Below are 26,171 nucleotides of genomic sequence, written 5' to 3' on the forward strand. Positions count from 1 at the left end.
GCCCTTCCCGGTTACGGGATGTTTTAAAGTTCCACCCATGTTATGCATAATTTTCAGCACCCGTTGAACCCGATTTCAACCTTATAAATTCTCATGCGGCTTGTTAAATTATATCTGGAAGCAGCTTCAAAGGACTAATGTATCCTTTGGGGCTGTAAAGTTTCTTCAATAAATTGAGAGAAAGGAATGAAAACGCATGAGAAAACTTTTAGCTTTTCCGGTTGGCCTGGATTCTTAGCAGTACTGCTCTTAACAATTTTAATTATTATTCTTCAGGGCTGCAGCGATAAGCCCACGTCCCCTGTAGATCCCGCAGGCTCCAAAGCAGGAGCCGGAACGCACGGCGGCAATCTGAAAACAATACTTATTCCTTCAGCCTCGGCCTATAAACTGCCTCCCCCGCCAGAGAAAAATTCATTGAAGGCTATAGATGAGCTTAATCAGCTTAAAGCGTATCAGCTTAAGAAAACACAGAGCCTCAACAATATTATTGAATACTGGGATGGCCTGGCCATTATCCGCTGGAATGAGATTACAAGACACCTCGTCATAAAAAACAGCACCAACCCGCCTCTGGCATCCAGGGCATACGCACTTTTAAGCACGGCGCAGTATGACGCTTTAATTGCCGCATGGTACAACAAGGACATTTATCTCAGGGAATCTCCCCCGGGAAGCTCATCCGAACCCTGCTACCCATGTGAGCAGGCAGTTATTGCTTCTGTCTCAAGGCGCGTCTTAAGCTATCTCTTTCCTAAAGACATAGACAGCATTAACTATTGGGCCACTCAGGAAATAAGCTCTCAGCTTTATACGGGAAAGAATTTCCCGAGCGACATAACGGCCGGAGACACTCTTGGGGCAATAATTTCAAGTGTATTCATCAGCTACGCTATGCAGGACGGGCATGACGCGGTCTGGACGGGCACAATGCCCATTTTCCCGGGCTGCTGGTTCAGCAGCATGAACCCTCCGCAGAAGCCGTTGCTCCCAATGTGGGGCAAGGTAAGATCATGGCTTATGACTTCACTTCCGCCACTGGCACCACCTCCAATATTCGGATCTGACCAGTTTAAGGCGGCTCTGGCCGAAGTAAAAAAGATTTCAGACACCAGGACGGATGAACAGCTGAGAATTGCAAAATTCTGGTCCGACGGCGCCGGGACCGCGACGCCTCCGGGGCACTGGAATGAAATTGCCAGCAACTATATCAAAACAAAGAACATGAGTGAATTTAAGACCGCAAGGGCTCTTGCGCTCATGAATATGGCAATAATGGATGCAGGAATCTGCTGCTGGGACGCAAAGTATACGTACTGGTATATCAGGCCCTCGCAGGTGGATACAACTATAACTACGCCTGTGGGCCTGCCTAACTTCCCGTCATATACCTCTGGGCACTCAAGCTTCTCCGGGGCTGCACATACGGTTCTGGGATACCTTTTCCCTGAAAAGGCTGATGAATTTAAGAAGATGGCCGAAGAGGCCGCAATCTCCAGGCTCTACGGCGGAATCCATTACCGCTTCGACAGCGATATGGGTCTTGAAAGCGGAAGAGCTGTTGGAAACCTTGCCGTGCTGAGGGGATTAACAGACGGATTTGAGGGATGGAATTTTTAACTCAGTCATTAAAGGCCCGGGCTAAAAACCTGTGGCCTTTAGCTGCTGCTGTCTTAATTTCTGGACAAGTCCCTGTGCAAGTTTAATGATCTGAAGTGAAGTTTTTGAGCGAGGATATTTTCTTATATAAAGCTCCTGCGCCATAATGGCTTTTGTTACCATCTGGTCGTGCCCCACAAAGCCGAGTGAATAAACGTTTTCCTTCAGGAAGTGTTCGGCAGCCTTGCTGAGGTTCAGGTAAGCCGTTGATGCTTCTTCTTCAGAAAAGCATTTGTTTATGACTGCAAAGTTAGGTGTAGCTGATCCGTTCATGTGCATGAGTTTTACAATTACATAAGCGTCCATTATTGCCGTGGGTTCGGCGTTAAGGACAATAACGTTCGCGTGCACCTGGCTTAGAATATGAATTATCTCGTCTCCGGCGCCGGCGCCGATGTCGAGCAGCACATAATCATACTCGCGGCATAAGTCCTTTACCTCCTCTATGAGGTAATCCAGGAGGTGGTCGCTCTGGATGGGGTAGTCGGCTTTACCTGATTCTCCGAATATGAAGTGGAGGCTCGGCTCATAGCGTGTAATAAGCTCCTTAAGAGAATTCCTGTGCAGGAGAAAATTTAATAGCGTCTTCTCGGGCCTCAGGTTCAGCATTATATTGATATTGGAAAGATTTGAATCGAGGTCTATCAAAAGCACCTTCTTACCAATTCTTGAAAGGGCGTAGGCTGTATTAAGGGAAACAAATGTCTTCCCCGTTCCCCCCTTGCCTGAGCTGAATGAGATTATCTTTCCTTTTCCTTCGGGTTTCTTCTCCTGTGCCTTCAGGCGCTGAAGTTCAAGTAATCTTTCCGTCTGTCCGATCATTTGCTGATCTTCCCGGTATAGATCATGTTTGCAATAAACTGCGGGTCTGCGGCTATTATGTCATCCGGAATTATCTGTCCGTTTGTAAGATACTTTATGGGCACGTTAAAATTAGCCGTTACGTTCAGTATATTGCCGAATGAGACCGCCTCATCAAGCTTTGTAAAGACAACGCCGTTATAGTTTAGGACCCTGAACTTTTGAGCCACGTCCAGAATGTTCTTTGTTGTGCTTGTGGTGCTTAAGACCAGGTAGACCTCGTCGACTTTTGTAGATGCGAGGAAGCGGCTGGTCTCCTTAAGGAGGCCCGAGTTGTTCTGGCTTCTTCCCGCGGTATCTATAAATACAATGTCTTTTTTCCTGAACTCTGCAATGAGCCCCGGGATCTCCTGCGGCTCATAGGCCACTCTCATTTCAATGTTGCTGATTTCGGAGAATATCTTAAGCTGGTCGATTGCGCCCAGGCGGAACGTATCGAGCGAAATAAGCCCTATATTAAGGTTATGCAGTATTTTTGAAATTACAGCGAGCTTTGCTATGCAGGTTGTTTTGCCGACACCCGTGGGGCCGACAAGAGCAATTACTTTTGTCTTCTGCTTTTTCTGCACCTCAAAGGCGGAGGTCGGTATCATGGAGCTTATTGTCGAAATCACGTAGCTGTCTATATTCGAAGGCTGCAGAAATTCCGTGTATTTGCCGAGCTGGTCTATTATGGCGTCAACTATGGTTTTCTGCACTTCCCTTGCAATAAGCGTGTCCGATATTTCATTAAGCTCGCGCTCAAGCGCATCTTTCTTATTTTCCTTTTTCAGAGTGGCAGCTTTTGCCGAGGGTGCCTTCTGAAGAGGATCCTTGGCCTTCATGATCCGGCTTTTCAGATCCTGGAGTCCTGCATCCTTATCAGGGGGCAGGTAAACTTTTTCTGAAAGCTCCTGAAGCTCCTCGGCAAAAGTCCTCGTCTTGGCCTGAGGTTTAGCCGGGCTCTGGGCTTTGGGGGCTTTAGCAGGCGGCACGGCTGCCTTCGACCTGTCGTAATCATCCTCCACGCCCGCCGTCAGCTCAAAGACTCTTTTGTGGCCGTAGCGCGGGTCGTCATCAATAATTCTTGTGCTGAGTACTATGGCATCGCTGCCCAGCTCATCTTTCATTTTCTGTGAAGCTTCTTTGAGGGTAAGTGCGATGTACTTTTTAATTTGCATATTCAACCTCTAATTTCCCTATAAATTCAACTTCCGTATCCGAAGGGAGCTCCGTATAGGAAAGAACTGCTATATCAGGGAAACTTGAATTAATTAATCTGTAGAAATAAGGCCTGATTGTAGCCGATGTAATAAGAACAGGAGCGTAGCCAAGCATCCTGAAGTTCTGTATATGTTCTTTGAGAGAATCATTTATGTCGTTCAGCATTTTAGAAGAAAGCCCGAGCGTCTGGACGGCTTCCTTCTGGTTCTGAAGTGCGCGCGTAATATAATTTTCAACCTTATTGCCGAGAGCAAGGGCGTGAATGATGCCGTTGGCGTCTTTGAACATGTTAGAAATTGTGTAGCCCAGAGAATGCCTTACGTATTCAGTAAGCACGTCAATATTTTTTGTTACCTTGCAGTAGTCTATAAGCGACTCAAGAATCTGCACCAGGTCCTTGATCGGGATAAGTTCTTTAAGGAGGTTCTGCAGGACTTTCTGTATTGTGCCCATTGGCAGAAGGTCGGGGTTAATATCCTCAATTACCGCCGGGTAGTCTTTCTTCAGGTTTTCAAGCAGGGTTTTAACAGCCTGGCGTGAGAGGATCTTATCGAAGTTCTTCTTCAGGGTTTCCTGCAGGTGTGTCGACAGGACAGAGATGCTGTCGACAACAGTATAGCCTAAGAGCTCGGCCTTATCTTTTTCCTGTTTAGAGATCCAGAAGCCTTCGAGGTTAAAAGCCGGATCCTGAGTAGGTATGCCGCTTAAGCCTTCAGTTACGTTGCCCGGATTCATGGCCAGGAAGTGGTCGGTATAAATTTCGTATGCCGAGACAACGTTGCCCTTAATTTTAATTATGTACTCGTTTGGGTTAAGCTGCAGGTTGTCTCTTACCCTTACCGGCGGAATTAGTACGCCGTACTCGAGCGCGATATATTTTCTTGTTGAAGAGATCTTCTGGAACAGGTTACCGCCCTGGTTTTCATCAACGAGTGAAATGAGCCCGTAGCCGATTTCAACTTCAATAGGATCGACCTGCAGGTACTGTTCAACCTTATCCTCTGCCGTAGGCTCTGAGATGATCTCCTCGGGAGTCTCAGCCGGAAGGGCAGCCTTTGCGGCATTAGACTTTTTGGTGAAGTATGAGGCAGCTGCAAGTCCCGAGCCGATTAAAACGAATGGGATTGTAGGCATGCCAGGCACGAGAGCGAACATGAAAACGGCTCCTGAAACCGTTCCCAGAACCCTGGGGTTTGAAAAAAGCTGCGTTTTCATCTGCGTGTCGAGTGAGGTTCCGGCAGCACTTTTTGTAACAACAAGGCCTGCGGCCGTCGAAACCAGGAGAGCCGGGATCTGGGAGACCAGGCCGTCGCCGATGGTTAGAATTGTGTAGGACTGCAGTGCGTCTGTAAGCGAGAGCCCTCTTTGGGCAACGCCTATTATAAACCCGCCTATAATGTTAATTCCGTTAATAATAAGTCCTGCAACGGCATCTCCTTTAACGAACTTGCTGGCACCGTCCATGGCTCCGTAAAACTCTGCTTCCCTTGAAATGCCTTCGCGTCTTGCCCTTGCCTCGGCCTCTGTAATAAGGCCGGTGTTCAAATCGGCGTCAATTGCCATCTGTTTACCCGGCATGGCGTCCAAAGTAAAGCGGGCGGCAACTTCGGAGATTCTGCCGGAACCTTTTACGATAACAACAAACTGGATGATGACGAGTATAATGAATACGATAAAACCCACGACGTAGTTTCCGCCTACGACGAAGGTGCCGAAAGATTCGATTACCTTTCCGGCGTAGCCTTCAAGGAGAATAAGGCGTGTTGAGCCCATATTAAGTGAAAGGCGGAAAAGCGTAAGAACAAGCAATAGTCCCGGGAAGACCGAAATGTCCGTCGGCGACTGTATATAAAGCGAAACGATAAGAATGAGCACGGAAAAGGTTATGCTGACAGCAAGCAGGAAATCCAGCAGGAATGCCGGCAGGGGGATGATCATAAGGCCCAGTATGAGTATCAGGCCGAATGCCAGTATAATGTCGCTATTTTTACCAAACCGGTTCATAGGTTAAACAATGCTCTTCTTTTTCTTTTCGTTTTTGACCTTAAAAATGTATGCCAGTATCTGAGCCACGGCCTTAAAGAGTTCAGCCGGAATCTCGTCGCCGATTTCACAGTTCTTATAAAGGGCTCGTGCGAGCTGAATGTCTTCGTGCAAAGGAACGCCGTTTTCCGTGGCGACTTTCTTTATTTTCTGTGCAAGCTCATCCATACCTTTTGCAATAACCTTGGGAGCTGAATCCTTGCCCAGGTCATATTTAAGTGCAACTGCAAAGTGAGTAGGGTTAGTAATGACCACGTCTGCCTTCGGCAGCTCTTTCATCATTCTTGCCCTTGCCTGCTTCATCTGTATAGACCTGATCTTGCCTTTTATCTCCGGGTTGCCGTCGCTTTCACGCATTTCCTCTTTAACTTCCTGTTTGGTCATCATCATATCCTGCCTGAATTTGTACTTCTGAAAAGCAAAATCCGCGGCTGCAATAAGCGCGTAGCACAAGGAAACCTTCCACAGGAGCGTATAGGCCGCCTCAATCATAAAGTTTACCAGGTCGTCGATCTGGTAGTTGACCAGCCCGATGGCAGAGAGTATAAAATCCTTAAGAACCCAGTATGTAAAAAGACCCACAACAATAAGCTTAAGAAGCGACTTCCCCACTTCAACGATCGACCTTGAGGAGAAGAACAGGCTCTTAAGGTTTGTTACAGGGTTAAACTTTGAAAACTTGGGTGCCAGTGCCTGAGGGCTGAAGCGGAAGCCGATCTGCCCGTAGCTGGCTATAACAGCAACTGCAACGAGCCCTCCGAATATGGGGCCGAGCGTTGCGATAAAAAAACTAATTCCTTTATAGGCATATTCGGAAATCTGGTCCTTCTCGAGCGTCAGTTTATCCAGGCCGCCGAAAATGCTGATTGCCATGGTGCTTATATTTTCACCAAGATGCCTGTGCATCATAAAAACCAGGAGAAGCCCCGCAGAAAACACCGCAAAGGAGTTGATCTCGATGCTTTTTGCTACCTGCCCTTTTTGCCTCGAGTCGCCGAGCTTTTTACTCGAGGCTTGTTCGGTTTTTTCCTGTCCGTCCGCTTCAGCCATATCGTGCTAACTTCCCATTGCTTTTATCAGGTCGTAGAGACTGTTTTCATAGCTTTCCATTATGCCTTTGAAAAAATACATATAAATGGGCAGAACGAAAATTAAAAGAAGGAGGCCTATACCTATCTTCAACGGCTGCGTAACAAAGTAAATCTGCATCTGGGGTATAATCCTGGCTAAAATGCCTTCTGCCAGATGGACAAGAAAAAAGGATACCATTACGGGAGAGGCAATTTTAACCGCAATAACAAAGACGGATGCCGTATACCTGATAAAAATGTCAAATGCCGGCTGAGTAAGTGTGTACTTCCCGAGGGGAATTATCCTGAAGGAAGATACAACTGCCCTAATTATGTAATGGTGCCCGTTTATTAAAAAGAAAATCAGTATTGCAAATACGTTTAACACTTCGCCGATAACGTTGCTCTCGGTTTCCTGAAGAGGGTTAAGAGCGCTGGCCATATTAAGACCCATGTCGTTTCCGATGAGCATACCAGCAAAAGAGAAGCCGTAGAAGACCAGGTTCAGGCTGAAGCCTATTATGAGTCCTGTTACCACTTCCTTAAGGCCGTAGAAGGCCAGGTTAAAGAGGTCCGGTTCAATCTGTATTTTTGCCGTGTTCAGCGTCAGGAACGTAATATAAGCTATGATTCCGGCCAGGAATACCTTTGCAATTGCGGGGAAAGCCTGGTTGCCGAAAATGGGAGCCGTTCCAAAGACCGCAATAATCCTTAAGAATATCAGGAAAGTAATTACAAAGTCATTTACCAGTATGTCGGTCATTTTACCACAGTACTGAACATGTTGACGAGCCTGAGCGTAATAGCTATCATTTTATCCATCATCCAGGGCAGAAGCAGTATAATTGCGACCGCGGTGACGAGTATTTTGGGAACAAAAGTCAGCGTTGCCTCCTGGATTGAGGTTGCAGCCTGGAAGATAGAAATAAAGATACCGACCAGGAGCGAAATGCCCAGAATCGGCAGTAAAATTATAAATGTTGTATAAAATACGTCTGTCAGTATTTCTACTATCAGTTCTTCTGTCATTATCCAAAACTCCTTACTACAGATCCGATAATTAAATTCCAGCCGTCGACCAGTATGAACAAAAGAATCTTAAACGGGAGCGAGACGAGCATCGGGGGCAGCATCATCATACCCATACTCATCAGCACGCTTGAGACTATCATGTCCACCATCAAAAACGGGATAAAGAGGAAAAAACCTATAATAAAGCCCGCTCTAAGTTCGCTGATTGCAAAAGCCGGGACGAGGACGTATGTGGGCAGGTCCTGTCTTGTCCTCGGGCGTTCGAGGTGAGAAAGCCCCAGGAAAAGCTCCAGGTCGGCATCTCTTACGTTTCTGAACATAAACTCTCTTATAGGCTCAATGCCCTTGTCGTATGCAGCCTCCATGGTCATTTTGCCGTCCATGTAAGGCTTAATGGCGTCATTGTTTACTTTTGTCCATGTAGGTGCCATGATAAAAAACGTTATAAAGAGCGCCACGCCTGCAAGCATCTGCGAAGGGGGCATCTGCTGAGTGCCGAGTGCGGTCTTAAGAAAATGGAACACAATGATCAGCCTCAGGTAAGAGGTGGTCATAATCATTATTGAAGGAGCAAGCGACAGCACTGTAAGGAGGATCAGCATCTGCATTGTCACAGATACGTCCTTCGGGCTGTCAGCCGTTCCGACGTCAATTCCTATTTTAGGCAGCGGAATGGTCTTAGCCTGGGCAAAACTTACGTCACTGAATAAAGAAAGTGTAATGAAGAGGAGAACTACAGCAGTAAAAACTTTCATTTCATACCCAAATTTTTTTTCAATATCTCAACAAAATTATCCTTAAAGTTGTCTTTGAAATCGTTTCTGGCAGTCTCTTCTTCAACCAGCCGTGCTGTTACCGAGCTGTTGAGTTCCTGCAAAAGATTAATCGAGTTGTCGCTTACGCCAAGAACCAGTACCTTGTCGTGCACCTGAACCACCTGAATGTACTTTTTAGGCAGTATCATCTGGGTGCTGAGCACCTTTATTTTTACTAATTTTTTTGTACTTTTATCAAACGTAAAGAAATATTTCCTGGCCAGGTAGAGTGTTCCGTACATGAGTCCCAGGATTAAGATCAGCAGAAAAATTATTTTTAATATATTCCAGAATTCCATTTCAGGACAGTCCTTTTAACCTGTCGTTTGAGTCGACGAGGTTTGTAATTCTAATACCGAAGTGCTTGTCGATAACCACCACTTCGCCCTCGGCAATTTTCTTATTGTTAACAAAAATGTCTACGGGCTCGCTTGCCAGCTTATCGAGTTCAATTACGTAGCCTCTTTCGAGCTCAAGAATGTCTTTAATGAGCATCTGCGTGCGTCCGAGCTCAATGTAAACGCTAAGCTGGAGGTCCTTTAAGAATTCAAGCTTTTCATTCTGCACAGGGCTGCGGTTATTGGATTCATCAAATTCAGTAAAATCAGCCACGCCGCCGGTAATCTGATCTCCTGAGATCTGTTCGAATTCGCTTAGTATGTCGTCAGCAGACATTTTCTTCTCCGTTTATATTCTCTTTTTATAATCAATAGTCTGATCGCTTCCTTCGGGGAGCGATTTTATTTAAATACTTTCTTTATTTTCAACTTTGCGCGTAATTTTCACCGCCTTGTGGCCGTTTACCGTTCCGGGCAGTCCCATAAATATAACCCTGTCGGCCACTTTAATCTTAAGCTCGTCGCCTATTATTTTATTGGTTCTCAGAATGTCGCCAATTTCCAGGTGCATCAGGTCATCGACAGAGATTGATGTTTTGCCGAATTCCACGGCCAGGTTAAGTGAAGTTTTCTGGAGGTGCTGGTTAAGAATATTCCTGGCTGTAGTGCCGTTATATTTAACGGGTCTGATTGAAGAGAGCTTCTGGTTCGACATTTTAGATAATATTGTGTCGAAGGCAAACGTGGCAAAGCAGATATTCATAAGGTACGACTGCTCGCCTATAAAAATTTCAAATGATATAAGAAGAACGCTTTCGCTCTGTGAAGTGATCTGTGCGAAATCGATATCGGGTTCGAAGCGTTCGACTTCAAAATCGTATTCCCCTATAATCTGCCATGCCTTTTTAAGATCCACCATGATCTTTTCAACGATCATAAAGAGCACTTTCTGCTCGATTGGGGTAATGATCTTGGACTGTTTAGTACCCATTCCGTTGCCGCCCAGGAGGCGGTCGACTAATGCAAGAGCCAGTTCGGGGCTTAATTCAAGAATGCCCTTTATGTCAGTATCCTTTATTTCAAATGTAAACAAGCAGGCTGGATTTGAGACCGAAAGCACGTATTCGGAATAGTAGATCTGGTCGACCGAGATAACGTTAATATTTACAATGGCCTGCAGCTTTGAAAGGAGGAAAGAGCTAAGGCTTTCGGAAAAGTTTTCATGGATGTTGCGTATAGTTCTGAGCTGGTTTTTGGAAATTCTGTTCGGGAGCCTGAAGTCAAAGGGAATTGCCTCCTTTTCAGGCACAGATGCCGGGGACTGTTCCCCGCCGGTCTTCATCTTATTAAGAAGCTGATCGATTTCCTGCTGTGATAAAACTTCTGCCATAGCTCTTCGGGTTTATAAACTTATTGGATAATAAATTTGCTGAAAAATATATTGTTGATCCTTATGTCGGGAACGCGCGACTTAAGTGTTTTAATAATCTCTGTCTTAACTGTATCCCTGTAGGCAATGCTGCTTAACTGTGGGACAGTTTTGCTTGCAAGCGTGGTATTGACCACATCCTGAATGATCACTTTTTTTTCTTCAAATTTCTTTTTTGCTTCCTCAGCTTCTTTTTCCCCGGCAGCGATGCCGAAACCGACTGAAGTAAGGAGGAGTCTCTGGCCGTTTGTGCCTGCCGGATTTACAATCAGGTCCTCTATGGTCTCAATCGGGCCCGTCTGAATGGAAGAAGTGCTGGCTTCTCCGGTTACTTCGGTTTTCCCTTTATTAGAATCGGAGGCGCTGGCTTCCTTATCCTTTTTACTCATAAGGATATTAGCCGTAACAAAATAGACCACCACAAGCTGTACAATAAATACAGGAAGGCCTATTATTAATACTTTTGGGTTTATTCCCCCTTTTTTAGGGGTCGGTATTGCTGAAGGATCCAGTTCTTTTTCCATTTTTTAATCTGTTTTTGCCATATTGTATGGCTATACGCATTCAATAGATATGCCATTTGCCCTTGGGGGTGCAATTCTCAGTATTTGTGCTTATTTCCCCCATTTAGGGCAAAAAAGAGTGCCCATTATTGGTTACTATTGAACAGTTGGTTATTTGTAAGTAGATGCCTCCGGGAGCGCCTGCCCGGAAATTCAATACGGGTAAAAACTAGTAGTTTGAATATTCCTGTTGAATTTGGGAAATTGGAATTAAAGGTGACAACCGCTAAATTAAGACCTTAATTTCAAAACATTTAATGGGACAGAAATCCTGGATGAAAGGAAAGTTATTATTTGTCCTTTTTGCGGTTTTCTTAAGCCTGCTTTTGGGATGCAGAACCGGATTTGTTGAAAGAAACAGACCTGAAAAGATTCTTCAGGAAGGGGATTGGCTTTCTTACCACACAAAACATTTTGATTTTTACTACCGCCCGGGCTCAAAAAGTGAAGGAAGAATTAAACTGATTGCAAACAGGCAGGAAAATAATTACCTCGACATCTTGAACCAGATGCACCTGCATGACCATAATTTCAGGGCAATTTACTTCATTTTCAGCAGTTTTGACGAGTATGACGATATAACTGACGCGGGGCAGTTCGGAAACGGGCATGAAATCGGGAATTACGACGCAATTTACGGTGTGGACGGATATTCCCTTTCCAATATTATGGGAAAGCATGAGCTGACCCATTTTATTGTGGACAAGTTTTTCGGAGCAGGCGCAAGAGGCCCCTATAAATGGATCATATCTGAGGGCTTGGCAGTCTGGACAGAGGACAGCTGGGACGGGATGGATCTTTATGAGTTTGCGCGCCTCAGGATTGCCGAAGGCGACATTTCGACCCCATTTGAAATAATCCGCAACGATGAAACAGGTAATATACTGAGGAATTCGTACGCCATGGCCGGGGCTTTTACGAAATATATGATCTCAACCTACGGAATTGCAAAATATATAAGGCTTTATCAGCAGGGTAAGGGTCTCGAGGTCTTTGACCAGATATATGGGATGAGCTTATCGGACATGAATAACCAGTTTTTAACTTTTCTAACCAGTGAAAACCCGGAGCTGAAGGTGGGCGGCGTGAGGCAAACCGGGCCTTAATGGAAAAAGCCCAAAATGTTTTAATCCGTCTTTATTTTTCAATAAAAAAGCCCTTGAAGAGTGAATTTTCAAGGGCTTTGAATTAAATATCGCCTGATGCTATTTAATGAGGAGGAGTTTCTTTGAACTTCTGAACTCTCCGGCCTGAATGGAATATATATACATGCCGCTGGGGAGGTTTGAGGCGTTGAACTGAACCGTATGCATTCCGGGAGACCTGAATTCATTTGCAAGTGCTGCAACTTCTTTGCCGAGCATGTCATGAACGGTTAGTTTTACAAATCTTCCTTCGGGAATTGTAAAAGAAATCTTTGTCGACGGGTTAAACGGATTTGGGTAATTCTGGCTAAGTGAAAACATTTCTGGGTGCGAAACCTTATCTGTCTTAACTTCTGCTAATATACCTTCTCCTTTTAAGACCGAAACCCCTTTATCTGTAGCTATCCATTTATTGCCATCTCTATCAACAGCTACTGATTTAACCAACTTAGCATCCAAACCAGAATTAGAGCTGTCAAAAACGACCCATGTCTTTCCGTCAAACTTACCCAGGCCGTTATCCGTTCCAAGCCAGAGGTTATTCTTCTGATCAAAGCATATTGAATATATATAGTTAGAGCTTAAACCCGAATTGGTTTTATTGTATACTGACCAGTTATTGCCGTCAAATTTGACTACTCCACTATTTTTAGTCCCAATCCATTTATTCCCTTGTTGATCTGAGGCAACTACAGTAACCAGATCCTGTGGAAGTCCTGAATTGGACTTATCATATACTGTCCACGTTGTGTCGTTATACTCAATCAGTTCCCCATATGTTGAGGTTCCAAGCCATTTATTCTCATTCTCATCAATTAAGATGGAATTAACTATGTACATTCCTGGGAAACCGGAATTTGAGGTACTATAAAATTTCCAGTCCTGGCCGTCAAATTTTAACAGGCCGGCAGTGTAATCTATTCCAAGCCATTTATTACCCTTGGAATCTACGGCAACTGATGTTACGTAATTTCCAGGCAGCCCGAAATTTGTGCTGTTATACACTGTCCAGGTCGTATCATCAAATCTGAAGAGGCCAAGGTCTGATCCGATCCATTTATACCCCTGAAGGTCTATTGCGATTGAAGTGATTTGTGCATTGGAGACTCCGGTTAAAGTAGGGCGATAGACGGTCCATTCAGTTCCGTCATATTTTGTTAATACAGAATTATCTGCCATCCATTTATTATTGTGGCTGTCTATGGCAATCTGGTTGGTCCCGGTATACAGAAGACCTGAGTTGGAAGTCCTGTACACCGTCCATTTCTGGTCATCGAACCTGGAAATCCTGTAAGTTGTTCCCACCCACTTATTCCCCTTATCATCAATTACCACAGATAAAACCTGATTTTCCGGCAGTTCGGAATTGGAGTTATTGAATACTGTCCAGTTTTTGCCGTCAAATTTTGCAAGGCCTGCATTTGTGGCGATCCACTTATTTCCCAGGGAATCCACTGCAATTGACCGGATCCCGTTATCCGGTAATCTCGAGTTAGAAGGGTCATATATTGTCCATGTACTATCGTCAAATTTGACAAGTCCGGCATAGCAAGACATCCACTTATTTCCCTCTTTGTCAATTGCAAGAGTAAGAAAATTATAGTCTGGTAATCCGGAATTGGAACGGTTATATACAGTCCATGTGGTATCATTGTATTTTAACAACCCGCCTCCGTTGCAAGCAAACCATTTGTTCCCCTTTTTATCAACTACAACAGAAATGACATATCCGACTGGAGTAATAGAACCGTTTATTTTATAGACAGTCCAGTTTTTCCCATCGAATTTAGCAGCTCTCAGGCCGTTTGCAATCCACAGATTGTCATGCTGATCCAAGGCAATCGACAAGACGTAGTTTTCCGGCAAATCCGAATTTGAAGTATTATATACGGTCCATGTAGTGTCGTTGTATTTTACGAGTCCTAAATCCGTGCCGATCCATTTATTCCCTTGGCGATCTATTGTAATTGCATTAACGTGATGTCCTGGTAAGCCGGAATTCTCAGCGCTGTAGATATCTTTTTCACCAGTCAACATATTCAATTTGGTTAGATAGTTTCCGGTTCCGATCCACAGGAATTGCCCATCAACTGCCTGGCAACTTACAACACTTTGAGGCTTGTAGTTAATCCACTCATCTGACTGGCTATAAACAAAAGATGAAAAGAAAAGAAAAATGGAGAGAATTTTTAGAAGTTTCATCAGCAACCTTATTTATTACTAAAACTGTAGAACTCTAAGTGAAAGCATGAAAGGCCATGGCTTTTTCTGCGTTTCAAGTTTAGAAAATTTGAAAGAAAAATACAAATCAGTTTTGAGTCAGTAATTTTTAAGTTATAGTTAATTGTCTCAAAAAAATTAATCTCTCAATATATAATATGGTGACGGAGGGCGATTTCGGAAAATTTTCCTGAAAAATAAAAAAGTGAAATATTTTCATTTGGGCCACACAGAATGGCGGTTCATAAGAAGAGCGAGGGAAGTGCAAAGGAAGTGCAAAGATGCAAAAAGCCCAAAACCGTTTTCAAGTCCGTCTTTGAGCTTTTATGAGAAGGGGGAGATGATGAGTAGGGCTTCAAAATATTTAGAAATTATGCTGTTTTAAACATTTCCGTTTAGCCGACGTACTGAAAATTTCCTGCTGCTTTTAAGTCATCATCTTAGATAATCACCCATGAAGTCCATATCATTAATTACTAAGAATATTATTGTCTTCAATATATTTTATTCCCTTAGGGGAAATATAAATATCTTTGGTTGAATTATTGTATTCTAAAAGTTTTTCTTTATGCAGAGGAATTAAAACATCTCTTCTGTAATTTGACGGTTTTACAATTTCAAGCCATTCTATTAATTCCGATTCCTGTAAATGCCGATTTGCTGAATGAAGAAGAACGAGAGTTTTGTCTTTGAATGTTAACCCATTTTTTAGAATTCTCCGTTTCCCATCTACCTCCCAAACAATTGGGCTTTTTCTCTCAACAAGTGAATCAACAATTTCAGAGGCGGTTACCATATCTGCATTATGAAATACCCTAACAAGTTCAGACATTAGCCACTTACTCATATATAGCACCGCGACTGCATCCATATGATTGGGGTTTACATCTCCACTTACATGCCCAACTCCACGATTATTACGTATTTCATAAAGAGCGATAATCATTCTAGGAATTTGAATTCTCAATGAACGGGTTATGTTGGGAGTGTTTTCTAAAGCTCTGCATGCATCAACCATATTATTTGGTTTGCTGGGTGCAGGAGGATATGTGCCGCCAATATAACCTTTAATTATAGTGTATATGATTTCGCATAATTTCCCGCCATTTAGTTCTGAAGGTTCCCATCTTTGCTCAATAAAGTTCTTCTGTATTTCATTATAACTTTCAATGAGAGGAATTCGCAATCCGTCTGGAATCGTCGCAAACACTGCAAACTGATTCATTTGTTGACCTGTACTCATAATTCATTTTTACCTTTTGCTGGTAAGTCATGCTCAACATAATCCTCCCCAAGATTAGTTAAAACAATACTTTTTAATGATGAAGTATCCACCCATCCCTTTTGACTTGATAACACAGTTAATGTTGTAGTAAGATTTGCCGGTGTCCTCCATCCAGCATCTTTAAAACACGTAAAGACATAATTTGCGTCAATATTTTCGATGTTGAGATTCATTTTTAAATAATATACAGCAACCAAACATTTTTCTTGGTCGGATTTGGGATCTTTTTCTTTAACAAACTCCTTAAAGGATTTTACTCCATCTGGTCTAAGACTTATCTCTTTGACGATTGAAAAGGTAGTTTTTCTTGCGCTCTTTGATTTCCCGTTAGAGCTTTTGGCTATTTTTGTTTTTTCTTGTGCTGCGGCTATGGGCTGATCAATGATAGTAACTGGTAATTGTTGTATCTGAGGTGATTTTAAATATTTTGAATTAACCCATGTTAAAATCCTATTTCGAGCATCTTCATCTTCAATTTTTGATAAAGATATATCGATTTCTTTAATAACATCAATCTCATTAACCGAACTCATTTTTCCTCCTACAATTATTAATCAATTGGGAAAAGTGTCTCTTTAAGAGACTTAATGAATTTTGAAATAAGAAATGTCTTCCTTTTGGATTTCCAAATTTTTGAGTAAAGCAAGGGGAAATTTAATTATTTGCTGAAACAATGGCAACTATATGTAACATGTGTAATATTCTTAATGTGTTTCGATTTCTTGTTTAGCAGGAATAATTTTCTTTCAGCCAGATGCAAAAGATTATAAAATATAGGAATTTTATACTTCTTGGTTAAAATGATTACGATTTAAAATTCTTTTTCAATTACTATTTAGAACCATAGGAAATTGCTGATAAAGTGTTAGTCCAGTGAAAGAAAAATATAGAGATGTTTATTGAAACGTCGCTTTATGAATCTTATAATGCTAAAAAAGATTATTTTATATTATTCTAATCAATAAGGGTAGTAAGAAGGGAATCATATTTGCAAAAATAAAGATTTATAAGTTTTTAATTAATATTTTTTATTTCGCCTTCCTCTTTGATTTAATTATTTGGAGTGAAATTGGGGGTTGCGTTGTTATTAATAACTGTTGGTAATTAATCTAAGCTAATATATAAAAAGAAAAGATCCTTAAAATGAATGATTTTAAGGATCTTTTCAGAGTGCGGAAAAGGGGGAGATTCTAAGGCAGAAACTCTTACCCTTTATAAACTATTTCCGCCTTAATTTATGGGATTCTGCTTGGGTCCCAGGCTACCCTGAAGTTTTCATCAAGGGAGTCGAGGGTCTGCATATCTTCACCTGAGATCTCGAAATCGAAAACATCTGCGTTTTCATAGATCCTCTCTTTATGCACCGATTTGGGTATAACGACAATCTTGTGCTCCAGGGCCCAGCGGATCATGATCTGTGCCGTGGTTTTCCCGTAATGCGATGCAACTTCCCTAAGGCGGGCGTCTTTAAGCTTGCTTGCGCGGGCAAGAGGGCTATAGGCCTCGAGCTGAATATTGTTCTCAAGGCAGAATTCGAATAAGCCCTTCTGGAAAAGAAACGGGCTGAATTCAACCTGGTTTACAGCCGGAACCACATTGCAGGAGTTAAGGAGCTCCCTTAGGTGTGAAGTGGTGTAGTTGCTTACGCCGATTGCTTTGGCTTTCCCATCCTTTAATATCTCCTCAAGTGCCCTGTAGGAATCGCCTCTAAGACCTGATACCGGCCAGTGCAGGAGGTAGAGATCCACGTAATCGAAGCCGAGTTTTTTGAGGCTTTCGTCGAAGGCTTTTAACGCTTTGTCGTATCCCTGGTCGTCATTCCAGAGTTTAGTTGTTACAAAAACCTCTTCTCTGGGCACGCTGCTGTCCTTAATTGCGCGTCCCACGTCGTGCTCATTCTTATAGAAAGCCGCCGTATCAATGTGGCGGTAGCCCGCATCAAGCGCCCAGCGTACGGCATTGTATGTCTCCTCTCCCGGAGGCGACTGGTAAACCCCGAGGCCGAAATAAGGGATTTCCGCGCCGTTATTCAGTTTTGCTTTATCATTAATTGTAAGCTTCATTTTTTTATCCGCAGTTTGTAAATGTTAACTAATAATGATAAGAAAAAATGTGGAATTTTGAAAAATTTTGCGCAATAAGAGGGACATTCGTCCAGAAAGTTATACGGAATAATTCGTGACTGCAGCCGCCGTTAAAAAATACCTTGCATATTTATACTTATATTTATTTATTATTTAAGTACGGTACATTTATCAGGATCTTAAAAGCGGATAATTTTCCTTGTTAATCCAGATACTTACTGCCGGGGTTTGCACCCGGTAATATTCGGGAAGCTAAAGAAGAAATTTTCATTTTACCCATGCTGCCCGGCATGACCTTATCTGTTCACCTTTTACCAGGTGTTTTGGTTGTGCCGGGTTATTTTTTTATATGGCATCATTTATCCGGAAGTTATGGCTTTATAAGTAGAGTTACGAATTTGAAATGAGGAGGAATGGATGGCAAAGAAAGTAAAAGGACAGGATGTGGAAAGTCCTATTGCAAATGAACCTGAGATTCCAAGTTCACAGATCACCTCGGGAAAAAATCTTTCATACTGGACGGCCTCGGTTAAACCTGCTGCCAGCGACAGGCTTGAGCGGAATCTGAAGGTGGACGTTGTTGTAGTTGGAGGCGGGATCTCGGGGCTTACGACAGCTTACCTCCTTACAAGGGAGGGGAAAAATGTTGCCATTATGGAAGACGGGGAGATAGGAAGCGGGGAGTCGGGCCGCACGACAGCCCACATTTCAAATGCCCTGGACGACAGGTATTCTTACATCAGGGAGCTCTTGGGAGAGGAAAATGCCCGCCTGGCCGCAGAAAGCCATTCGGCGGCTATAGGCAAGGTTGAGAAAATTGTTAATGAGGAGAAAATAGACTGCGATTTTGAACGCCTTCCGGGATATCTTTTCCTGCACCCTTCAGACAAAAAGAAAACCCTTGACGACGAGCTTAAGGCCACGCACGAGGCCGGAATAAGAACTGAGATGATAGAAGGTGTTCCGGGTATCCCTCTGGAAACAGGGCCATGCCTCATGTTCCCCGATCAGGCTACTTTCAACCCGATGAAATACTACGACGGGCTTGCCGCGGCCATTGTAAGAAACGGCGGCCTCATTTTTACAAATACGCACGCATCCAAGGTTACGAATCTGGGGGTTACAAGCGACAAAGGCTTTACGATCAGGGCCGACTATATAGTTGTTGCAACAAACAGCCCGATTAACGATACATTTGCGATCCATACCAAGCAGGCGCCCTACCGCACTTATGTCATTGGCGGGCTTGTAAGGAAAGGCTCGCTTCCGCGCGCATTGTGGTGGGACACGGGGGACCAGAACTCCATCTGGACGAGCGATCCTTACCACTACGTAAGGCTTCAGAATTTTAGCCCGGAGTACGATCTTTTGATTGCTGGAGGCGAGGACCACAAGACGGGGCAGCCGGATGAAGAAGGGGTTCAGGAAGAGGATAAGTATAATAACCTCGTTATGTGGACCATGGAAAGATTTCCGGTCGAGTCGTTTGAATACAAGTGGTCGGGACAGGTAATGGAGCCTGTGGATGCAATGGCCTTTATAGGGCGTAATCCCATGGACAGCGACAACGTGTTTATAGTTACGGGGGATTCCGGCAACGGGATGACACACGGCACCATAGCAGGTATACTCATTACAGACATGATAATGGGAAGGCAGAACCCGTGGCAGGATCTTTACGACCCCTCGCGTAAGACAGTTAAGGCGGCAAGCGATTTTATACAGGAAAACGTGAACGTTGCAAAACAGTTCAAGGAATATTTATCCCCCGGCGACATAGATTCCATAAAGGACCTCGCGCCGGGACACGGTGCAATAATAAGGCAGGGGCTGACGAAGGCGGCGGTATACAAAGATGACGATGGAAAGCTTTATGCCTACAGCGCCGTATGCCCACACCTCAAATGCATACTGGAGTGGAACGGGGAGGAGAAGACGTTTGACTGTCCATGTCACGGCTCCAGGTTCACATGTTTCGGCAAAGTGGTAAACGGTCCTGCCGCGCGCGACCTGGAAGAGATCGGGATCAGTGAAAACGGGCAGTCGGGAAGCTATGAAATCTGAAATCAATTAAAATTAAAAATTAAAAAGTGAGGAAATGCAGGAGCGCGCGGCGGCGCGCCCTAAAGGTAAATGACTAGATTCTGATGATTTTTATTGCGCCGGAGAGGGGAATTTCACGTTTGGAGGATATTATAATGGAAATAATCTCGTCTTCTGAAAGCCCCAGCTCCTTTAATGTCCTTTGAAGAAGCGCCCGGTCCAGTTCACGCCTTATCGTGTCGTCCACAAGCATGATCCTGTAGCCCTGGAACTCAAAATCCCTGTTTTGGCTGTTCAGGAGTTCGTTATGGAATTCATCCCTCAGCCTTATATATTCGTCTTTTACCCTGTCGTACTCTTCCTTCAGCTCAATTAAACGCTTTGCCTTTTCTTCCAGCATTACTATTCTCCATATTAATATATAATTAGTATGGAAAATAGTCCTCTAAATCAATTGCTTAATAATTGAACGGTTATTCAGGGATAAAAAGGAGCATTACCTCCAGGTTCGGCGTTCCGGGAAACATATCCAGAGGGGCCACGCGCTTAAGCCGGTAGCCGTTTTTTGTCCATAGTTTCAGTTCCCTCGGGATCTCGTCGACGCCGCAGAAGATGTGAATTACCTTTAAGGGATCCCTTTCCGCAATCGATTCAATTACCCCTTCAGCTGTCCCCTGCCTCGGGGGATCTAAAAGAAATACCTCGGGCTTCCCGTCAGCGGGCAGGAGGCTATCCATGGTCTCCTCGTCAATTTTTTCTGCCAGGAACCTTATCCTGCTTTTATGCGAGAAGTAGGGGGTGTTCTCAATTGCCGATCTTACAGAGGCTCCTTCGGCCTCAATGCCTGTGGCCTCGGAGAAATCATCCGCCAGAAAGTGCGTAAACAGCCCGTATCCGCAGAAAAGATCCACAAAGCGCACGTCTTTTTCATCTACAGCAAGCATCTCCCTGGCCAGGTCCAGCATTACGGGTATCATGGACTGGTTTATCTGTGAAAAAGATGTGGGGTGGAATGAATACTTTTTGTCATTAATTACAATAAAGATCTTATCGGGACCGAAAAGCTTCTTGAAATTAAGCTGATCCTTAGGCCTCAGGTTCTCGAGGTAATATTCTGAACGCGTGGGATCGAGGTAGATAAAAGCTGAGGCAATATTCACTTCCAGCTTCTGCAATTGGAGGGAAAGAGCCTTAAGTTTTCTTACGGTATCGGCATTTAATGTGTGCACATTAAATATTACGGTAAATTCTGTATAGCTGCCGCGTATAATGAGGTAGTTAAGGTTAAAGCCAATGAGCCTGAAGGCAGGTTCATTTATCCTGTCTAAGAGGAACTTGTATATTGCGTTGTGCTCTTCCGGTTCCAGTTCTGAATAGCTATAGAGGCCTTCTCCCGAAGGCTTATGGCTTTCGCTGAACAAAAGATGAAACTTACCCTGTATGTTTACAACCCTTCTTTTTGTGGTTGTTCGGTAGTGCCTTGGCCTGGGTGAACGCCTTATGGGTTCAGGCTTCAGGGGGAGCTTATTTATCTGCCAGAATTCAGCAAAAGCTTCGTCTTTAAGCCTTATTTCGGCATTATAGTCCATCCTGGAAAGGGGTTCAACCTCGTCTTTTTTTACCTGAGGGGGAGTTTTGCCCAAAAGTATACGGGCAAATGACGCAGCGGATTCTTCTGTTTTCTCCGGTCGGTCTTTTCTTTCAAATCTATCTGTTTTCTCAAATCTATCTGTTCTCTCAGGCCTTTCCCTTCTTTCAGTTCTTTCTGTTCTGTCCTGCCTGTTTCTTCTGTCCGGTTTTTCCCATTTATCGGGTTTTCCCCTTCTTTCGGGTTTTTCACTTCTTTCCGGTTTATCTCTTCTGTCTGATTTTTCAAACCTGCCGGTTTTTTCCGTTCTGCCGTTTTTATCTGTCTTATAGGGTTTATTATAATTTTGCTTCATAATCCATGTAAATCTTCTTTACTTGAAACGTACCGTATTTATGCATAAATTCAAAACCTTTTTTGAATTATTAATAGTGTTGATTTTAAGGAAAAACACAAGGAAATATGGAAAAAACTTCTGCTTCTATAAAAAGTTATCTTATAATTACACTCGGCCTGTTTATTTATGCCCTCGGCTGGACGGCCTTTTTAATTCCTTCCAAGATTGTCGGCGGCGGCTTAAGCGGTGTGGGTACGCTTATTTATTTTGTAACGGGGTTTCCCGTGGGTCTGACGTTTCTGGTGCTGAATGCATTTTTAATCGCTCTGTCGCTTAAAATTCTCGGCTCCGGTTTCGGAATAAAAACAGTTTACGCGGTACTGATTTTATCTGTCTTTCTTTCAGCGCTGCAGTATTATATTAAAGCCCCTGTAGTAAAGGACGCTTTTATGGCTTCAATTTTAGGGGGTATGTTAGGAGGTTTAGGAATCGGGATAGTCTTTACGCAGGGCGGGAGCTCGGGCGGTACGGACATAATTGCCATGATGATAGTAAAATACAAAAATGTGAGTCCCGGCAAGGTTCTGCTTGTAATTGACGTAATAATTATCTCCTCGTCGTACCTTATTTTCGGATCCCTGGAAAAGATTGTTTACGGCTGCGTGGTAATGGCTGTTACCACCTATACAATAGACATGTTCTTAGAGGGCGCAAAGCAGTCGATGCAGGTTTTTGTCTTCTCGGACCATAATGAAGTAATTGCAGAAAAGATAGGAAAAGACCTCAGGCGCGGCATAACATTCCTTAAGGGAAAGGGATGGTACACGAACGAGGAGAAAGAAGTCCTAATGGTTGTAGCGCGCAAAAATGAGCTGAGTCTTATACTCAGGATTGTAAAGGAAGCCGACGAGGATGCTTTTCTTTCCTACAATTCTGTAATGGGTGTTTTCGGCAAAGGGTTTGAGAAGATCAAGTACTAAAATCTGAAATTTCAGGAAACGGAAATTATTTTTATATTTGCATTTCAATAAATTAAGCAATAAATGAAGGATAAAAGAGGATCTATGGAAAACTGTCCCTGCGGATCAGGTAAAGCGTATAATAAATGCTGCCTGCCGCTTTTTAAAGGTGAAAGAACGGCCCAGACGGCCGAAGAGCTGATGAGATCACGCTATACAGCATATGTAAAGCAGGAAATAGATTATATTTATGATACAACACACCCTGAGCACAGGGATGATTTTGACCGTGATGCCACGCTCGACTGGTCGAAGAATTCCGAATGGCTGGGAATAGAGATTAAAAATACTTCCAAAGGCACGGCTCAGGATGAAGAAGGCGAAGTTGAATTTATAGCCTCCTTTTCACAGAAAGGGATAAAGAAAGAGCACCATGAGCTTTCCACCTTTAAGAAGAAAGACGGCCGCTGGTATTTTGAGGACGGCAAGGGTGTTTCTGTAAAGCCTTACGTCAGGGTGGAAGAAAAGGTAGGCCGCAACGACCCATGCCCATGCGGCAGCGGAAAGAAGTACAAAAAGTGCTGCGGACAGGCAGCCTGAAATCTGCATTTAAACTTTATTAAGAAGCAGCAGTTTATCTGCTGCTTCTTAGTATAAGCCATCCTGCAAGTCCTGAAAGCAAAGAAGCCGACAGGATCCCGATTTTAGCAAAGCTTAAGAAAGGGCTTTCGGCCCCGAATGCGAGGTTTGCTATAAAGATTGACATGGTAAAACCTATTCCTGCCACGGCTCCTGTTCCAAGCATTGACATCCAGTTTGCCCCCGCGGGCAGGCTTGCAATCCTGAACTTTACTGAAAGGTAAGAAAAGAGCATTATTCCGAGGGGTTTCCCGAGGAACAGGCCGAGCATGACCCCGATTGTTGAAGGCGTGGTGTATGCCTCAGATATCTCGCGTCCGATTTCAACGCCTGCATTTGCAAGTGCAAAAAGAGGCATAATGAAGTATGAAACCCACGGCTGGAGCTTATGCTCAATTCTCTGCAGGGGAGTCTGGGCGTTTTCGCTTATTGTCACGAGTCCCAGGAGCGCCTCCTGCTCTTCTTTTGTAACCAAAGGATCTTCTGTTTTAGGAGCATTGTCGTATTCTCTTAAATAATGCCGTGCCGAATCTGTAAAATTTCCATTTATAAATTTTGTTCTTGCAGGAATTGCAATTGCCGAAAGCACCCCCGCAATGGTAGGATGGATGCCGGTTTTCCAGAGGGTGAACCAGAGTCCAATGCCCAGAATGGCATAAACGGGATTTTTATGCACGCCCAGGCGGTTCATGAGCATCTGGAGGGCAAAAAATGCCAGTGCCGTAAGAAGCCAGAACACGGATATGCCTGAAGAGTAAAATGCAGCAATAACAATTACCGCGCCCATGTCGTCTGCAATTGCAAGGGCGGCAAGAAAAACCTTGAGCCCCAGAGGCACTTTCTTCCCCACGAGCGACATAATTCCTAAAGCAAATGCGATGTCTGTTGCGGTAGGGATTCCCCATCCCTGGGCTGTCGGGGTACCAAGGTTAAAAACGAGGTATATGAGGGCCGGGAAAAGCATTCCGCCCAGGGCCGCAATTACAGGGAGGGCTGCAAGTCTGGGAGAAGATAATTCTCCGGCCAGAATTTCCCTTTTAATTTCGAGTCCTACCATAAAAAAGAAAACGGCCATAAGCCCGTCATTTATAAAAAAGTGCAGCGGCTCATCCAGAAGGAAACTCCCAAAGCCAAGGTTTACCTTTGTATGCCAGAGGCTGAAGTATGAGTCGCGGAAAGACGAGTTTGTCCAGGCGAGAGCCAGAACCGTAAAGAACAGGAGGAGAATGCCGCTGAAGGTCTCAGCCTGGATGAACTGCTGGAAAGGCTGAAGGATCCTCTTAAAACGTTTTCTTCTCTGTTGAAGTTTTGTCATAAAGCATAATTTGTTAATGAATAATATATGATACGCAAAACAAATTATTTATTCTATTCTGCGCCTGGAAAATCGAAAGGTGGTGAACGTTGTACCTCTCGGGGATTTTTTCTAAGTTAAATGGGTAATTTCGTAATACAAACTATTTCTGCAGTGATAAGATGCCGGAAGATAAACAAAAGAAGACTGCGCTCCTGATTACGACAACAGCCGCTTTTACAACTCCATTTATGAGCTCAAGCATAAATATTGCGCTTCCTGCCATTGGGCGGGAGTTTATGCTTGATGCAGTCCTTTTAAGCTGGGTGGCAAGCTCATTTCTCCTTGCCGCCGCCGTGTTTTTAGTCCCTTTGGGCAAGCTTGCCGATATACATGGAAGAAAAAAGCTTTTTCTGATTGGAATTATTTTATACACCGTCTCTTCACTCATGTGTGCCCTGTCGTCATCAGTCTACCTCCTTTTAGGAGCACGCGTTCTGCAGGGGCTTGCAAGCGCAATGGTCTTCGGGACAGGTGTGGCAATTCTGACGTCGGTTTATCCCCCGGGCGAAAGAGGCAAGGCTCTGGGTATTAACGTTTCAGCTACATATTTCGGGCTTTCAATTGGTCCTTTCTTAGGAGGCGTTTTGACGCAGAACCTGGGCTGGAGGAGCCTCTTTTATGTGAATGTCCCTCTGGGGCTCATAGTCATTTATCTTGTAATTACGAAGCTTAAAGGGGAATGGGCCGAGGCAAAAGGGGAAAAGTTTGACCTTACAGGTTCAGTTGTCTTAAGCCTGGCATTAACGGCGCTCATGTACGGCTTTACGCTTCTGCCCTCAATAAATGGCGCCATTCTTATATTGCTTGCAATAGCGGGATTTTTAATTTTTATTAAGTGGGAGTCGCGTACGGTAAATCCGGTTCTGGACCTGAAGGTTTTCAGACACAACACGGTTTTCGTTTTTTCCAATGCTGCGGCTTTAATAAACTACAGCGCAACGTTTGCCATAGGGTTCCTTTTGAGTCTTTACCTGCAGTACATAAAAGCTTTTACGCCGCAGCAGGCGGGGCTTATTCTTGTTGCCCAGCCTGTTATTATGATGATTGTTTCCCCCTTTGCAGGAAGGCTTTCAGATAAAGTTGAGCCTGGCGTAATTGCCTCTTTGGGAATGGGGCTTTTGGCCCTGGGGCTTTTTGCACTGGCATTTATAGGGACAGGCACATCAACGGGGTTCATTGTTCCGGCGCTTATGATTATAGGAATGGGATTCGGGCTTTTTACTTCGCCAAACACAAACGCCATAATGAGCTCGGTTGAAAAGAAGATCTACGGCGTTGCCTCGGCCACGCTTGCAACGATGAGGCTTACGGGACAGATGCTGAGCATGGCAATATCAATTATGGTTTTCTCAATTGTAATCGGGAAAATCAGAATTACGCCTGAATATTACGGCATGTTTCTCTACAGCATAAAAATACTGTTTGCTGTTTTTACCGTGCTTTGTATTACGGGAATCTTTGCCTCGCTGGCAAGAGGAAAAGTGAGGGAATAAAAACTTAA

The 26,171-nt window shown here is 43.9% G+C and carries 24 protein-coding genes; 6 read left to right on the forward strand and 18 right to left on the reverse strand.

Annotation, left to right across the window (positions count from 1 at the left end; genetic code table 11):
• The first annotated feature begins 186 nt into the window (after positions 1 to 186).
• The gene (locus HF312_11205; GenBank protein ID MCU7520772.1) at positions 187 to 1,620 is read left to right on the forward strand and encodes a phosphatase PAP2 family protein; all 1,434 of its coding nucleotides are present in this window, start codon (positions 187 to 189) and stop codon (positions 1,618 to 1,620) included.
• Positions 1,621 to 1,641: 21 nt separating this feature from the next.
• Here HF312_11205 and HF312_11210 read toward each other — a convergent pair whose 3' ends face one another.
• The 11 genes from HF312_11210 to HF312_11260 all read right to left on the reverse strand — a co-directional run bounded on the left by HF312_11210 (position 1,642) and on the right by HF312_11260 (position 10,923).
• The gene (locus HF312_11210; protein ID MCU7520773.1) at positions 1,642 to 2,481 is read right to left on the reverse strand and encodes a MinD/ParA family protein; all 840 of its coding nucleotides are present in this window, start codon (positions 2,479 to 2,481) and stop codon (positions 1,642 to 1,644) included.
• Positions 2,478 to 3,680: a flagellar biosynthesis protein FlhF gene (gene flhF, locus HF312_11215; GenBank protein MCU7520774.1), complete on the reverse strand. Its 1,203-nt coding sequence runs from the start codon at positions 3,678 to 3,680 to the stop codon at positions 2,478 to 2,480. Before flhF ends, HF312_11210 begins: the two co-directional genes overlap by 4 nt.
• A complete protein-coding gene (gene flhA, locus HF312_11220; GenBank protein ID MCU7520775.1) occupies positions 3,670 to 5,727 on the reverse strand; it encodes a flagellar biosynthesis protein FlhA in 2,058 nt (685 codons plus the stop codon). The genes flhF and flhA overlap by 11 nt, the downstream gene beginning before the upstream one ends.
• Before the next feature lie 3 nt (positions 5,728 to 5,730).
• Positions 5,731 to 6,816 carry a flagellar biosynthesis protein FlhB gene (gene flhB / locus HF312_11225; protein ID MCU7520776.1) on the reverse strand — a complete coding sequence of 362 codons (1,086 nt, stop codon included), beginning with the start codon at positions 6,814 to 6,816 and terminating at the stop codon, positions 5,731 to 5,733.
• Between the two features lie 6 nt (positions 6,817 to 6,822).
• Positions 6,823 to 7,599, reverse strand: coding sequence for a flagellar biosynthetic protein FliR (gene fliR / locus HF312_11230; protein ID MCU7520777.1), 777 nt, complete (start codon positions 7,597 to 7,599; stop codon positions 6,823 to 6,825).
• Positions 7,596 to 7,865, reverse strand: coding sequence for a flagellar biosynthetic protein FliQ (locus tag HF312_11235; GenBank protein MCU7520778.1), 270 nt, complete (start codon positions 7,863 to 7,865; stop codon positions 7,596 to 7,598). Before HF312_11235 ends, fliR begins: the two co-directional genes overlap by 4 nt.
• Positions 7,865 to 8,623, reverse strand: coding sequence for a flagellar type III secretion system pore protein FliP (fliP, locus tag HF312_11240; GenBank protein MCU7520779.1), 759 nt, complete (start codon positions 8,621 to 8,623; stop codon positions 7,865 to 7,867). Before fliP ends, HF312_11235 begins: the two co-directional genes overlap by 1 nt.
• Positions 8,620 to 8,982, reverse strand: a complete 363-nt coding sequence (gene fliO, locus HF312_11245; protein MCU7520780.1) for a flagellar biosynthetic protein FliO — start codon at positions 8,980 to 8,982, stop codon at positions 8,620 to 8,622. The genes fliP and fliO overlap by 4 nt, the downstream gene beginning before the upstream one ends.
• 1 nt (position 8,983) lies before the next feature.
• Positions 8,984 to 9,358: a flagellar motor switch protein FliN gene (fliN, locus tag HF312_11250; protein ID MCU7520781.1), complete on the reverse strand. Its 375-nt coding sequence runs from the start codon at positions 9,356 to 9,358 to the stop codon at positions 8,984 to 8,986.
• A gap of 69 nt (positions 9,359 to 9,427) precedes the next feature.
• On the reverse strand, positions 9,428 to 10,411 hold the full coding sequence (gene fliM / locus HF312_11255) for a flagellar motor switch protein FliM (GenBank protein ID MCU7520782.1): 984 nt from the start codon (positions 10,409 to 10,411) through the stop codon (positions 9,428 to 9,430).
• A gap of 20 nt (positions 10,412 to 10,431) precedes the next feature.
• Positions 10,432 to 10,923 carry a flagellar basal body protein FliL gene (locus tag HF312_11260; GenBank protein MCU7520783.1) on the reverse strand — a complete coding sequence of 164 codons (492 nt, stop codon included), beginning with the start codon at positions 10,921 to 10,923 and terminating at the stop codon, positions 10,432 to 10,434.
• A gap of 365 nt (positions 10,924 to 11,288) precedes the next feature.
• On the opposite strand from HF312_11260, the gene HF312_11265 reads away from it, so the two are divergent.
• Positions 11,289 to 12,119 (forward strand): hypothetical protein, encoded by an 831-nt coding sequence (locus HF312_11265; GenBank protein ID MCU7520784.1) that lies wholly within the window; start codon positions 11,289 to 11,291, stop codon positions 12,117 to 12,119.
• A 99-nt stretch (positions 12,120 to 12,218) separates the two neighbouring features.
• On the opposite strand, the gene HF312_11270 is transcribed toward HF312_11265, so the two are convergent.
• The 4 genes from HF312_11270 to HF312_11285 form a co-directional block, all read right to left on the reverse strand.
• Positions 12,219 to 14,360: a T9SS type A sorting domain-containing protein gene (locus tag HF312_11270; protein MCU7520785.1), complete on the reverse strand. Its 2,142-nt coding sequence runs from the start codon at positions 14,358 to 14,360 to the stop codon at positions 12,219 to 12,221.
• Between the two features lie 487 nt (positions 14,361 to 14,847).
• Positions 14,848 to 15,603, reverse strand: a complete 756-nt coding sequence (locus tag HF312_11275; protein MCU7520786.1) for a hypothetical protein — start codon at positions 15,601 to 15,603, stop codon at positions 14,848 to 14,850.
• A 14-nt stretch (positions 15,604 to 15,617) separates the two neighbouring features.
• Positions 15,618 to 16,196: a hypothetical protein gene (locus tag HF312_11280; GenBank protein MCU7520787.1), complete on the reverse strand. Its 579-nt coding sequence runs from the start codon at positions 16,194 to 16,196 to the stop codon at positions 15,618 to 15,620.
• Positions 16,197 to 16,898: 702 nt separating this feature from the next.
• Positions 16,899 to 17,726, reverse strand: coding sequence for an aldo/keto reductase (locus tag HF312_11285; protein MCU7520788.1), 828 nt, complete (start codon positions 17,724 to 17,726; stop codon positions 16,899 to 16,901).
• Positions 17,727 to 18,164: 438 nt separating this feature from the next.
• On the opposite strand from HF312_11285, the gene HF312_11290 reads away from it, so the two are divergent.
• Positions 18,165 to 19,811 carry an FAD-dependent oxidoreductase gene (locus HF312_11290; GenBank protein ID MCU7520789.1) on the forward strand — a complete coding sequence of 549 codons (1,647 nt, stop codon included), beginning with the start codon at positions 18,165 to 18,167 and terminating at the stop codon, positions 19,809 to 19,811.
• Positions 19,812 to 19,884: 73 nt separating this feature from the next.
• Here HF312_11290 and HF312_11295 read toward each other — a convergent pair whose 3' ends face one another.
• Positions 19,885 to 20,190: a hypothetical protein gene (locus HF312_11295; protein MCU7520790.1), complete on the reverse strand. Its 306-nt coding sequence runs from the start codon at positions 20,188 to 20,190 to the stop codon at positions 19,885 to 19,887.
• A gap of 73 nt (positions 20,191 to 20,263) precedes the next feature.
• Positions 20,264 to 21,733, reverse strand: coding sequence for a class I SAM-dependent RNA methyltransferase (locus HF312_11300; protein ID MCU7520791.1), 1,470 nt, complete (start codon positions 21,731 to 21,733; stop codon positions 20,264 to 20,266).
• Positions 21,734 to 21,840: 107 nt separating this feature from the next.
• Here HF312_11300 and HF312_11305 point away from each other — a divergent pair, with 107 nt between their 5' ends.
• Positions 21,841 to 22,695 (forward strand): YitT family protein, encoded by an 855-nt coding sequence (locus tag HF312_11305; protein ID MCU7520792.1) that lies wholly within the window; start codon positions 21,841 to 21,843, stop codon positions 22,693 to 22,695.
• Between the two features lie 84 nt (positions 22,696 to 22,779).
• Entirely contained in the window at positions 22,780 to 23,274 is a 495-nt protein-coding gene (locus HF312_11310; GenBank protein ID MCU7520793.1) for a YchJ family protein, read from the forward strand.
• Positions 23,275 to 23,308: 34 nt separating this feature from the next.
• Here HF312_11310 and nhaA read toward each other — a convergent pair whose 3' ends face one another.
• Complete coding sequence (gene nhaA, locus HF312_11315; protein MCU7520794.1) at positions 23,309 to 24,628, reverse strand: Na+/H+ antiporter NhaA; 1,320 nt, start codon at positions 24,626 to 24,628, stop codon at positions 23,309 to 23,311.
• A 161-nt stretch (positions 24,629 to 24,789) separates the two neighbouring features.
• On the opposite strand from nhaA, the gene HF312_11320 reads away from it, so the two are divergent.
• A complete protein-coding gene (locus tag HF312_11320) occupies positions 24,790 to 26,163 on the forward strand; it encodes an MFS transporter (protein MCU7520795.1) in 1,374 nt (457 codons plus the stop codon).
• Positions 26,164 to 26,171: the final 8 nt, after the last annotated feature.

The sequence above is a fragment of the Ignavibacteria bacterium genome (assembly GCA_025612375.1).
Lineage (GTDB): Bacteria > Bacteroidota > Ignavibacteria > Ignavibacteriales > SURF-24 > JAAXKN01.